Here is an 11,772-nt window from a genome sequence, read left to right as displayed (position 1 = left end):
TTATCTTTGGATGTCATGTTGCTATTTTTAATGTACTCCACATGGTCACCATGCCAGAGTTTGAGAAATTGGTCTTCCTCATCTAAAATTTCTACGTTCAAGCCCAGCTGAATGGCGTCAAAGAGAATCATTTGGGTGGAGAGTTCCATGTTTTCATAGCCTTTGAGGGCATAAGGTGCTGTCCAAGCATAGTCATGAAAGGCTTGTCCTTGTTGTTGGCCAAATTTTTCAAGGGACCCTTCTTCAACCTGCTCTGCTATTTTTCCAGAAAGGGTCAAACGTGGATCAAGAAGAGAGGCCTCCACCTTAGTGATAAGCTGGCTATAATAGTCATCCAGTCCAAAGTGAGCGACGATGTCCTTCATGGCTGTCACGATAGGTTTAGGGTCAGCCTCTTTAGGAAGTGGTGTGTGGGGATGGCTGAGAGCGATTTGGTTGTTGAGAGTAGCAGCTACTGCCAATTCTTCGTCGACTTGCTCCATGTCGTCTAGCCACAAGAGTGCGAGTGCAAAGAGGTGGGTGGTGTCTAGTGTTTCTTGGCTGATTGCCAGTGGCTCAAAGGGGTTGAGGTCAAAGTTGCGGAACTCTAGATAGGAGATGCCCTTAGTCAAAAAGTCCCGGCTAGTCTTAGCACCGCGTAAACGGATGGCAGAGTAAAATTCTTTTTCAGAGGACAGTTGCCCAGATCCAACAGCGTTTTCGATGTCGGTCACGTATTGCTCCAGTGAAGAGAAGGAAATGTGAACATCGGGGGCATTGACATAGCCGTAGTTGGAGTTACGAATCGACCGCACGCAACCAATTTCATCTGTCAAAAACCCTTTTTCTGCTAGCGGGCTTGCTCCGTAAAGGTAGGTCAAGAGCCAGCGATAACACAAGAAGTTCTGAGCTAACTTGAGATAGAGGGCATTCTTGAAGGTCAGTAAATCGTCATAGTCACTGACTTCAAAGAGCTGCTGGGTCAGATCTTTGCCGAGTTCAAAATTATAGTGAATTCCAGATATGGACTGGAGCAATTTGCCGTAGCGTTCTGCCAAACCAACTCGGTATTGATACTCGTAGTCACTTTCCAACTGGGCAATCTGAATCTCTTCTTCTACAATCACAGGTGGCATGGATAAAGGCCAAAGATATTCTGACTTATCCATTGAGCGAATAGCCACATCGGTGATGGCCCCGAGGAAGCGACGAGCTTCCGTGGTCGACTGTGCTACCGGTGTAATGAGCTCTAGTTGAGGTTCGCTATAATCTGTCTGGATATAGGGATGGAAACTGCGAGAACCCAATTTTTCAGGGTGTGGCGTTTGAGCGACACGGCCTTCAGTATTGATTCGTAGAGATTCGCGCTCCAGACCAAAGGTAGCTTGTAAGATGGGAGTATTTGGGGATAATTTTTGAAATACGTTTGATAGGTTCATGATTGGGCCTCGAAATAACTAGTTTCTCTATTATTTTATCAGTTTGTTAAATAAACTCAACTTTCTGCTACGGAGATGGAGAAGGAAATGCTCAGACGAATTGACTATTTACTTGCATTAAATATAAGCAAAAGCATTAGTAGAAGTATTGAAACTACACCTAATAGTTTTTTCCCCACACTCAATCTCTCATTTCTGTCTTTTTTTCGTAGACAGTTATAAAGTCGATCAGAATAAACCTTGTAAGTGTATAAGTTAATTCTTACAGACCTAAACTATTCCCCTATTTAAAAAATAATGATTCATATTTTATGAAATTAATTAGTAGATATAGTTCTGAAAAGCCGTTATATTACGCTGTTTTTAGTCCAACTGAAATCCATACTTTCCAAACCAGGTCTTAAGAAAGCTCGTAAAGCATCACAATTCTCAAAACGTTAATCAATACGATTATATCAACGTTTCAAAGCACTCAAGAGTTTATCTCATGGGTGCTTTTTTCTATGCTTTCTACGAGAATTTGCCATAAAATTTGCCCTAAATTTGCACTATTCATTTTTAATGTGTTGATAGGCGACATGTCCAGCAGATAGGGGAACAACGTTTGAAGTATTGATATAAGTCTTGGTTGTAATCGTATCACTATGGGTTAATGCTTCTGAGATAGCTTCTAAGCTCATGCCAGCTTTCTTAGCAAGTGTCGCTCCTGTATGTCGCAATTTATGCGGTGTAGCGTGTTTTAACTTTGGGTGTCGCCTTTTTACGGAGTTCATTTTGTTATTGAGATAATCAACATGTAGAGGGCTATTTACATTACCTTTCGTATCTATATTTGTTATAATAAACTATATAAGTAATTGAGGTAAATATATATGAAAAAAGTAATTGAAATGTTCCCAGAATTTCACCAAAAGAAACTAGAAACAACTGATATAAAAGATGAAAATAATTTAATTGTAGTTGATACAAATTTTTTATTACAGATTTTAGAGTTGCCAATTGATATAGCTACTAAGTATGTGGATTCATTAAAATCAATAAAGAGAAATCTTTACATACCTTATTTAGTCGCTCTTGAATTTCATTTCAATAAAAGTAATAAAAAGAAAACTAAAAAGAGAAATGCAGACTCATACTTTAAACAAGTTGAATCTGCATTGAATCAATTAAAATCAAGTGTACAGAATACTGATTTAATTAAAATGGATATTGAAAATGGTAAACTAAAACATTTGGTTGGGAATTTGGAGCTTTTTACTGATGATTTTTTGACTAAGGTGAGTTCATTTGTAAGAGATGAAATTACTGATAAAGAAGATGAAGTTTATAAAGAGTTACTTAATATTATTTCTGATTCTATTGGAGATATGTATGAGCAGGAATGGATATATGAAATAGAGAAAGAAGGAGAAAAACGTTTTGCAGAAGCTATTCCACCGGGATTTGATGACGAAAATAAAGATGGAATAAGAAAATATAATGGCATATCTTATCATCAAAAATATGGTGATTTAATTATTTGGAAGGATATATTAAAAAAAGCAACGGAACAACCTCGTGGTGATAAAGTTATCTTTATTACTAATGACGGAGAATCAAATAAAAAAAGTGATTTAATTTATAAAACTTCAAATATGAAAGTTGGTCCAAGTATTTTCTTGATGAATGAATTATATATGTGTAGTAGAAAAAAATTATATATATTAAACAATACTACACTCGTAAACATGATTACAGAGTTATCAGAAGATGAAATTGATAGGATAGAGGCTCAGGAAGAAAAGAAGTATGTTGTTACGTTTCCAAAATGGATTTTAGATAAAGCAGAAAAAGATGTACGAGCAAGAAATGAGTCAAACAACTCGAGTGTTGTATATTATATTGATTCAGAAAATAGGTTAGCTAACATTGATATTGATGAAGTTGAACCGCTTGAACTCATATCCCTACTAAAGAATCCTGATGTAGAAAAAATGTTAAAAGAAGAAATTTTGAAGAAAATGTTAGATGGTTATTACAGTAAATTACCAAGACATATTATTAAAGACATAATAAATAGTTATCAAGAAAAAAATATTCAATGAATTTAATAATAAAATTTCATCATTTAGGGCAAATTACTGATAAAGCTGACTCGTTTTGGTTGTTTTTGTAGAAAAATTTGCCCTATTTAGATGAAAATAGTTGAAATTAGTTGAGAACTAGTAAATATTTGGTAGTTAAAAATGATTTGATTAAAGGCAATTGAAAGAACTTAGTTATTAGGTTAGCCAAACCAGGTCTTAAGAAAGCTCGTAAAGCATCACAATTCTCAAAACGTTAATCAATACGATTATATCAACGTTTACAGACATTCAAGAGTATTCTCTTGGATGTCTTTTTTTGTCTACTTTAATTTTACAAATTGGGAATTGCATATAATTATTTGAAAAAATAAAAATAGTTAGTTACAATAAAAATGTAAAAGCGCTTACTTGATTATTGGGGAGGTTAATATTGTAAGATATCTGTGTTTCTTTCTTAAGATAGGAGGATTTTTAGGAAAGATAAAATGTCAGAACAAGTATATGCAAAGAATCTCAGCATTTCCGCTTTAAGTTTCAGAAAAATAATTAAGTGAATTAAGCAATGATTGAAATATTAAAAATGGTTTATTGGAGGTAGTTAAAAATGAAAGAAAAATATAAAGTGACTGGGCAGTTATTTTTACTCTCAAATTTACCGATTTGTTGTTTTTTTTTGAAAGATATTTCATTAGTCTATGCTAGGTTGCTATTTGTACTTTTCTTATTTTTTACATTATATTTCTCTTATAAAATAAGCATAAAACATAATGTCATTAATCGTATTCATAAACTAGAGTGGAACAAAGTATTTTATTGCTTAGCATTCGCTGTTTTGTTAAGACTCATAGTTCATTTGTATGTAAGCATTTTTGGAGATACCCAAAATGATGCGTTATTACAAATTTTAAAAGATATTATGGGCGTAGAGTTATTCAATTTTTATGCAATTTTCGTAGGACCAGTTTTAGAGGAATTAACTTTTCGTGGTGCAATAATGAATTATTGCTATAATATGAGCAGGAAAGGTTTCATCATATCAAATATATTGTTTGGATTTGTGCATTGTATGAACGAACCTAGTATTGGAATTTTTATTAGATCGATTTTACTGTATAGTTTGTTAGGCGGTATAATGTCTTACATTTATTATAGAACTAAAAGGATAGAATACTCTGTACTAATTCACATGCTTGCTAATTTTTTGGCTGTAATAGATTTTTAATTATGTATTCTAATTGTTTTTTATTTGTAATTTTATGTAAGGTTTTGCTCAAGAGACCACTAATAAATATGACTGGAGTAATGTTGGCAGCTAAAGAAATGTTCTTCAAAATAGAAAATATCCTCCGTGAGCAAGGAGTACTTGAAAAGTTTGAAGAGGAAAATGGAAAAATAACTGGTCATATGATGATTACGATGACGGAAATACCTCCTGAATAATGAAGTTACACTGTCTAAACAGGATCTTATAGATGAAAATATCGAATTATTAGTAGTAGATGGTCAGTTAAAAGGAGTCGTGAAGGATGTCAAAGGCAGTCCGAATGCAGAAATTGTTTATAATGTTAACTTGAGTAAAGCGAACGGATGAAATGACTTTATCTAATCAAGAAATAAAAAAATCCAATTCCATACTAAAAATAATATTAGAAAAAGTAAAGATGCAAGTCTGTCAATATTTTGAACATATTTTGGGATGAAAATTCGAAGGGTAAGAGAAATCAAAAAAGGAGGTTCTTATGTGTATAGTTAACCAAGTTAGGAAAATAGCAACTTATATTTGTGAAGCTTTTGAAGACTGGGGTTTGGATGATCCTGTAGAGGAAGGATACCTAGAAGATTATCAGGAAATTTCTGGAGCATCTGAGGAGGGAATTCAGGAGTTTGAGAAGAGAATTGGAATTTCTCTCCCAAATGAGCTTAAGGAAGTCTATCGTTACAAAAACGGCAGTAAATTCTTAGCAGTCCTACCCTGTGTGATTGGCCAAAGAGAAATGGCTTTCTCTTTGATGAGCCTACAAGAGATTGAGTCGATAAAAAAATTTTTTCAAAATAGGGATGCTCTGTTGACGGAATTTCCTGACTATTTTTCAAGCCAAGATGTTGAAGAGATGCGTGATAGTAGAGTTAAACCCTATCTTTTTAATAAAAAATGGCTTCCTTTTGCGGAGTATTGCGATTCTTGTTATCTCATGCTTGATTTTGATCCAGACCAGGAAGGGCAAGAAGGGCAGATAATCTGCTACATTCATGACCCTGATGAAATTATCTATGTGGCAGAAAGTTTTACGGAGCTGATCGAAGGGATAATGGAAGTGATCGTATGAAAGAGGGTAGTATATTGTCCTAAATGTTTCAGAATGGTTTGAGAGAATGAAGTAAAATGGTTTTAGGGACCTGCAATTACTTTGCTCAATTTCAGTAAAAGCCCGAGTGTTGTTTGAATTGGATGGCAACCACTGCACTCTAAGTGTTCATTCAAAAGAATTACTATACTTACAGAGAGCACCTTTCGAGGTGCTTTTTCCTATACCCAAACTAAATCAAAGATAAACAAAAAACCACCCTATCTTCCACAGTCAAACGTGACGGTAGAAAATAGAGTAGCTTTAGAACGTTAACGATTAGTTATCGTCTTTGTGAAGGATGTTTTTCACGCCCTTGATAGCTCCTTCAACAGCTTCTTTTGCGTCTTCAGCAACTTCTTTTGCTTTTGATGCAACTTTTTCAGCAACGCCTTCAGCTTCTGTTTTTGTGTCGCCGGTTACTTTACCGAGACCTTCCTTAACAGAACCTTTAACTTGGTTTAATTTATCTTCTAATGACATAGCGCCACCTCCGTTAAGTAAATAGTTTTTTAATCTGAGTTCAAGACAGTTCATTTAAAAAATTAAAACTATTTAGTTCAGATTAATATAAGTATATACCCTCTGAAATGGAAAGTCAAATATTCGCTACGGTATTCTGAAAGTTGGAGTGAGTCCTTACGATATCGTGAAAAAGAGGGATGAATAGGTCCTTGCCTTGTTCTTTAATTGAAGAAACAAAGGTTTTCAGCTATTTCAAAACAAAATCGTCCAGATGATTAAGGAATAATATATTGTAGAATCGTCAGGTTAGAAAATCTAAACGGCTGTTTTCTTCTAGCAAAGTGGAGTAAAAAACAAAAGAAGATGACACTTTCTGTTCAAAAAGGGACAATTGAGGGCTACCTTGCCTACAAGTTTTTCCATGTGTTATACTTGTACATAATTGTACGAAAGAATGATATTGGAGAATAGATGATATGAAATATGCCAAACATGGAGTCGCTTTACTGTTCCTGTTATATCTATTTGTTTTTGGGATCGAAGGTCTTGGTATCTATCTAACTGGAGTTTTCAATGGTGATGTAAGTTTTCTTTATTTCATCTATTTGATTCTCTACTCTTTGCTTCTCATCGGCATTCTATTTTGGTTAAAAAGGCAGAAGATAGTCGTCCGTTCAAATATACAGAAATGGAAGTGGCACTATCTGGGGTATTTTGCTCTGGTGCTCTTGTGGTTCTTTGTTGAAAGGTGGGTGCTGCAAACTTTTCAGGATTTGCTGGTTCCTGTCGTTCATCAAACCAAATTGCCATCCTCCATTTATCTAAATGGCCCTGGTATTTCGGGTACTCTGTTTTTTGTCCTAGCAACTGTTACATCTCCTATGATCGAAGAATTTATTTTTAGAGGCTATCTGATGAATGTCTTCTTTAAAGAAAGTAAGTTTCATTTAGACGTTTTGCTTTCGGGCTTTCTCTTTGCGGCCTTTCATCTGATCCATCAATATCGGGACCCTGTAACCTCTTCTCTTTATTTCTGTTCAGGGCTCTTCTTCGCAACTGCCTATAAGAAATCTAAAGATATCCGGTTACCCATCTTCTTGCATGCCTTTAGCAATTTTCTCACTTTTTGGAAACCAATCTGGATATTCATCTTCAATTATATCTACTGGCATTTTCTTGTTAAATAACCTTGTCTCTGTGGCCGGGCGTGAAATGGGAGTTAGAGGTTGGAGTTGTTTAATGAAACTAGGATCACTTTTTAAAAGTGATCTTATTTTCGTTTAAGGGGTGGTATAATGAAAGTATACTCAAGGTGAGACAATTGATTTATTTACAGAAAAGAAGTTTTAAAATGAAAACGATGATAAAAACCTATCCTGTTATCAGTACGATAGCTCTAATCTGTTTGTTGCTCGGTTTATTGACTTCCTTTTATGGGGATGCTATGTATGACCTATTGGCTTTTCATTCGAAGCCGGTGTATGGTTGGCAATATGTCAGTGGGACCCTGATGCATGGCAGTAAAGGAGCTCCTGTCTGGTTTTTATGGGTTCATTTGATTTTAAACGGACTCATGATCCTTCCCTTCGGTGGACTGCTAGAAAGAAAAAGAGGCTCCATACAAGTCTTAATCGTTTTTGTGACGGCGACAGTCCTCTCTTCCATCGTTTTTCACTTCTTAACACGCGGGCAGGACATTCAGGCAACAGGGATCTCTGCCGTCGGCTATGCCTTTGTGACCGGAGGGATTATGCTCCTGCCAAACGTGTGGAAAGAATTGTCACGCACCGTAAAATGGCTTTATCTATTCTTAATTTTTCTATCTGGTCTCATGCTCTTACCAGTAATCACCGGATGGATCTCAACGCTATTGCATCTTTCAGGGATTGTGAGTTATCTATTGGTCTTTATCGGAAGTAAAAGCTTGAAGGGGAGAGGTAGCAATTAAGCCGACTATTGAGCTAGGTTTTCATCCTGTTTCCTTGACTCTTCCTCTACCAGGCCGTATAATACTCTATATCAATGAAAAAATCACCTTTTGTCATTGTGCAAAGGGTGTTTTTATAACGGTAAATGGGAGACACAATGGGATACATTTCTACAATCAAAACAGCTGTTCAGCTCTTTCCTTTCCTGGCCTTTTTGCTGACCTTGCCCTACATGATTTTGAATTATCGAAAATATGGCTCGGTCAATAAATTGCGGGTGCTGATTTTCTATTCTTTTATGCTTTACTTGATGACGGTCTATCTCTTGGTAGTCTTGCCTCTGCCAGATCCGAGTAAGATCCATACTAGCTACTCGGAAATGGTCAATCTCCATCCCTTTGCTTTTGTGGTGGATTTTTTCAAGGAGAGCCCCTTTGATCTAGCGCAGACTGGTACTTGGCTTCAGGCTATCAAGCATCCAACTTTTTATGTACCAGCTTTTAATGTCCTAATGTTGATTCCTTTTGGGATGTATCTACGTTATTATTTCAAGTGTGGTTTTAAGAAAACGATTCTCCTAACAGCCCTCTTTAGTCTCTTTTTGGAGCTGACCCAGTTATCAGGTCTCTACTTTCTGTATCCGGGCCCTTACCGCCTAGCAGATGTCGATGATATTATTCAAAATACCACTGGTGGTGGAGTGGGCTACTTGCTTGGTTGGTTCCTGGTTTGGTTATTGCCAACACGAGATGAGATTGACGAGCATTCTTTCCGAGTAGGGACGAAAGTATCTGGTTTCCGGATGGGTCTTGCTTTCTTGATTGACTTTGTGATGCTATCCTTGCTTTATGCGGTAATCGAGCGTTTAGAGATGATTCCCTATGTAGCGGTTTTGGTGCTTTACTTTAGTTTGCTTCCCTTGTGGCGGGGCAAAACCTTGGGAATGGCTTTGGTAAAATTCCGCTTGCGTTTTGACAAGCAAAAATGGCTTCGTACCATCTGGCGAGGAATCCTAGTGGTAGGCTATTTCTACTGGATTCCCCAAGGGTTGTTCTATTTGATCTCGCTTTTGAATCAGGATTTGACGGACAATTCCCTTTTGACTCTATCTATGATTTTATTGCTCTTCTTTGTGCTCTTATTGTACCTGATCCTCACCCTTGCCATCATCTTGCTCAGTCGTCGCTTTCCCTTTGACCGTCTAGCTGGAGCCGAGTATGAGAGTACCGTGCGCGTGAAGGAAGGTATCCTAAAGGATGAAACCGAATCGTCAAAATAGAGAGAGTGGGACAGAAATCGGTAATTCGTTAGAATTCGATTTCGTCGTCTCACCTCCGCACAGTTGAGTAGGGCTGTAAAAGCTGATGAAATCAGCGTAGTAGAGCCCACTCAACCACTGCGTCTTGCTCGATAATCCAAAAACAATAAAGAGGCTAGGACTTTTGTCCCAGCCTCTTTATTTTTTATACACGTAAAAATATCCTAACGTTCCCAGTTGAGAACGGCGATTTTAAGGGGAATGTGCTACAATGGAAGCAAATAGATAGAATGGAGCAGTGAAATGAAAGCAATTATTACAGTCGTTGGTAAAGACCAAAAAGGAATCGTAGCGGGTGTTGCAACGAAAGTGGCAGAATTAGGACTCAATATCGATGATATCTCTCAAACTGTATTGGATGAATACTTTATCATGATGGCGGTCGTATCGTCAGATGAGAAAAAAGATTTCACACAGCTCCGTTCAGAGTTGGAAGAATTCGGTCAGTCTCTTCATGTGAAAATCAATATCCAAAGCGCAGCGATTTTTGATGCCATGCACAATTTGTAAGATAGGGGTTGAGAATTTATGGACATTAGACAGGTAACAGAAACCATTGCCATGATTGAGGAGCAGAACTTCGATGTTCGGACCATCACCATGGGGATCTCCCTTCTAGATTGTATTGATCCGGATATCGATAAGGCGGCAGAAAAAGTCTACCAGAAGATTGTGACAAAGGCCAAGGACTTAGTGGCTGTTGGGGATGAGATCGCGGCAGAACTTGGGATCCCTATTGTAAATAAACGGGTTTCGGTCACTCCGATTTCCATTATCGGGGCAGCCACTAATGCGACAGACTATGTACCCTTTGCCAAGGCGTTGGATCGTGCGGCGAAAGAAGTTGGGGTCAACTTTATCGGTGGTTTCTCAGCTCTGGTTCAAAAAGGCTACCAAAAAGGGGATGAGATCCTCATTAATTCCATTCCTCGTGCTCTTGCGGAGACAGATTTTGTCTGTTCTTCAGTCAATATCGGATCGACCAAGACAGGGATCAATATGACCGCTGTCCGAGACATGGGGCGCATCATTAAAGAAGCTTCCCAAGCAGATCCAATGGGACCAGGAAAACTCGTTGTCTTTGCTAATGCGGTAGAAGATAATCCCTTTATGGCGGGAGCCTTCCACGGTGTCGGTGAAGCAGATGTCGTCATCAACGTTGGGGTTTCAGGACCTGGTGTCGTCCAACGGGCCATCGAAAAAGTTCCCGGTGCTAGCTTTGATGTATTGGCGGAAACAGTCAAGAAGACAGCCTTCAAGATTACCCGTGTTGGCCAATTAGTGGGTCAAATGGCTAGTGAACGTCTCGGTGTTGAGTTTGGAATTGTGGACTTGTCCCTCGCACCAACACCAGCTGTTGGGGATTCGGTTGCACGTGTCCTTGAAGCCATGGGGCTTGAAGTGGTCGGAACCCACGGGACAACAGCAGCCCTTGCCCTGCTCAATGACCAAGTGAAAAAAGGTGGCATTATGGCTTGTAACCAAGTCGGTGGTTTGTCAGGTGCCTTCATTCCGGTCTCAGAAGATGAGGGGATGATTGCCGCGGTCCAATCCGGTCATATCAACTTGGAAAAATTGGAAGCTATGACAGCCATCTGTTCCGTGGGTCTGGATATGATTGCCATCCCAGCTGATACTCCAGATACAACCATTGCGGCCATGATCGCCGATGAAGCAGCAATCGGGGTCATTAACCAAAAGACAACAGCCGTTCGGATCATTCCTTATGGAAAAGAAGGCGATATGTTAGAGCTCGGAGGACTTCTTGGGTCTGCTCCAGTGATGAAGGTCAACAAGGCTTCGTCAGCTGACTTTATTGCCCGTGGTGGTCAAATTCCGGCCCCAGTTCATAGTTTTAAAAATTAAAAAATGGCCCTGGAGCAGGAATTTTGCTCAGGGCTTTTAATGTTGGCTGAGGAAGTGAAAGTGAATCGAGAGGTCATCGCTGCCAGTTTCCTTATAAAAAATGATATAATAGAAGGACGTAAAAGGAGATCACATGGCGAAAACAAGATTATTTATTATTCGGCATGGAAAAACCATGTTTAATACGATAGGTCGTGCCCAAGGTTGGTCGGATACGCCTTTAACTGCTCAAGGAGAAGAAGGCATCCGTGAATTGGGGGTTGGTTTGAGAGAATCTGGTTTGGACTTTGTCCGTGCTGTTTCCAGCGATTCAGGTCGTGCTATTCAAACCATGGGAATTGTTTTAGACGAGCTTGGGCTCACAGA

Annotated in this window: 12 protein-coding genes and 1 pseudogene; 10 read left to right on the top strand and 3 right to left on the bottom strand. The window is 38.3% G+C overall.

Annotated features, from left to right (window positions below; genetic code table 11):
- Both gshAB and ACLOR3_RS01310 read right to left on the bottom strand, forming a co-directional pair.
- Positions 1-1,418: bifunctional glutamate--cysteine ligase GshA/glutathione synthetase GshB (gene gshAB, locus ACLOR3_RS01315; RefSeq protein WP_412036916.1), on the bottom strand; the 1,418-nt coding region annotated here is incomplete at its 3' end.
- A 548-nt stretch (positions 1,419-1,966) separates the two neighbouring features.
- Positions 1,967-2,260: pseudogene (locus ACLOR3_RS01310) on the bottom strand (tyrosine-type recombinase/integrase); the annotation flags it as partial.
- A gap of 30 nt (positions 2,261-2,290) precedes the next feature.
- Here ACLOR3_RS01310 and ACLOR3_RS01305 point away from each other — a divergent pair.
- The 4 genes from ACLOR3_RS01305 (at position 2,291) to ACLOR3_RS01290 (ending at position 5,811) form a co-directional block, all read left to right on the top strand.
- Positions 2,291-3,502, top strand: coding sequence for a PIN-like domain-containing protein (locus ACLOR3_RS01305; protein ID WP_411400050.1), 1,212 nt, complete (start codon positions 2,291-2,293; stop codon positions 3,500-3,502).
- Positions 3,503-4,088: 586 nt separating this feature from the next.
- Positions 4,089-4,706 (top strand): CPBP family intramembrane glutamic endopeptidase, encoded by a 618-nt coding sequence (locus tag ACLOR3_RS01300; protein WP_411400049.1) that lies wholly within the window; start codon positions 4,089-4,091, stop codon positions 4,704-4,706.
- Between the two features lie 83 nt (positions 4,707-4,789).
- On the top strand, positions 4,790-4,924 hold the full coding sequence (locus tag ACLOR3_RS01295; RefSeq protein ID WP_268927054.1) for a hypothetical protein: 135 nt from the start codon (positions 4,790-4,792) through the stop codon (positions 4,922-4,924).
- Positions 4,925-5,223: 299 nt separating this feature from the next.
- Positions 5,224-5,811, top strand: a complete 588-nt coding sequence (locus ACLOR3_RS01290) for an SMI1/KNR4 family protein (protein WP_411400048.1) — start codon at positions 5,224-5,226, stop codon at positions 5,809-5,811.
- 297 nt (positions 5,812-6,108) lie between these two features.
- On the opposite strand, the gene ACLOR3_RS01285 is transcribed toward ACLOR3_RS01290, so the two are convergent.
- Positions 6,109-6,312: a CsbD family protein gene (locus ACLOR3_RS01285; RefSeq protein WP_061564347.1), complete on the bottom strand. Its 204-nt coding sequence runs from the start codon at positions 6,310-6,312 to the stop codon at positions 6,109-6,111.
- 458 nt (positions 6,313-6,770) lie between these two features.
- Between ACLOR3_RS01285 and ACLOR3_RS01280 the strand changes: the two genes are divergently transcribed.
- The 6 genes from ACLOR3_RS01280 to ACLOR3_RS01255 form a co-directional block, all read left to right on the top strand.
- Positions 6,771-7,481, top strand: coding sequence for a CPBP family intramembrane glutamic endopeptidase (locus ACLOR3_RS01280; RefSeq protein ID WP_411400047.1), 711 nt, complete (start codon positions 6,771-6,773; stop codon positions 7,479-7,481).
- A gap of 164 nt (positions 7,482-7,645) precedes the next feature.
- Positions 7,646-8,242, top strand: a complete 597-nt coding sequence (locus ACLOR3_RS01275) for a rhomboid family intramembrane serine protease (RefSeq protein ID WP_048716305.1) — start codon at positions 7,646-7,648, stop codon at positions 8,240-8,242.
- Positions 8,243-8,379: 137 nt separating this feature from the next.
- Entirely contained in the window at positions 8,380-9,501 is a 1,122-nt protein-coding gene (locus ACLOR3_RS01270; RefSeq protein WP_129270029.1) for a VanZ family protein, read from the top strand.
- Positions 9,502-9,783: 282 nt separating this feature from the next.
- Positions 9,784-10,050 (top strand): ACT domain-containing protein, encoded by a 267-nt coding sequence (locus tag ACLOR3_RS01265; protein WP_048716309.1) that lies wholly within the window; start codon positions 9,784-9,786, stop codon positions 10,048-10,050.
- Between the two features lie 18 nt (positions 10,051-10,068).
- The gene (locus tag ACLOR3_RS01260; RefSeq protein ID WP_048716311.1) at positions 10,069-11,406 is read left to right on the top strand and encodes a PFL family protein; all 1,338 of its coding nucleotides are present in this window, start codon (positions 10,069-10,071) and stop codon (positions 11,404-11,406) included.
- A gap of 133 nt (positions 11,407-11,539) precedes the next feature.
- A partial coding sequence (locus tag ACLOR3_RS01255; RefSeq protein ID WP_412036915.1) for a phosphoglycerate mutase family protein occupies positions 11,540-11,772 on the top strand: 233 nt, incomplete at its 3' end.

Origin of the sequence: Streptococcus intestinihominis (assembly GCF_046824975.1) — a bacterium.
Lineage (GTDB): Bacteria > Bacillota > Bacilli > Lactobacillales > Streptococcaceae > Streptococcus.
Note: the sequence above shows the minus strand (reverse complement) of the source record. Positions and strands in the feature narration are given on the sequence as shown.

What these genes read in the sequence shown, in the direction of transcription:
- ACLOR3_RS01305 (WP_411400050.1), top strand. Translation starts at nt 2,291, where the DNA reads ATGAAAAAAGTAATTGAAATGTTCCCAGAATTTCACCAAAAGAAACTA.
- ACLOR3_RS01300 (WP_411400049.1), top strand. Translation starts at nt 4,089, where the DNA reads ATGAAAGAAAAATATAAAGTGACTGGGCAGTTATTTTTACTCTCAAAT.
- ACLOR3_RS01290 (WP_411400048.1), top strand. Translation starts at nt 5,224, where the DNA reads ATGTGTATAGTTAACCAAGTTAGGAAAATAGCAACTTATATTTGTGAA.
- ACLOR3_RS01285 (WP_061564347.1), bottom strand. Translation starts at nt 6,312, where the DNA reads ATGTCATTAGAAGATAAATTAAACCAAGTTAAAGGTTCTGTTAAGGAA.
- ACLOR3_RS01280 (WP_411400047.1), top strand. Translation starts at nt 6,771, where the DNA reads ATGAAATATGCCAAACATGGAGTCGCTTTACTGTTCCTGTTATATCTA.
- ACLOR3_RS01275 (WP_048716305.1), top strand. Translation starts at nt 7,646, where the DNA reads ATGAAAACGATGATAAAAACCTATCCTGTTATCAGTACGATAGCTCTA.
- ACLOR3_RS01270 (WP_129270029.1), top strand. Translation starts at nt 8,380, where the DNA reads ATGGGATACATTTCTACAATCAAAACAGCTGTTCAGCTCTTTCCTTTC.
- ACLOR3_RS01265 (WP_048716309.1), top strand. Translation starts at nt 9,784, where the DNA reads ATGAAAGCAATTATTACAGTCGTTGGTAAAGACCAAAAAGGAATCGTA.
- ACLOR3_RS01260 (WP_048716311.1), top strand. Translation starts at nt 10,069, where the DNA reads ATGGACATTAGACAGGTAACAGAAACCATTGCCATGATTGAGGAGCAG.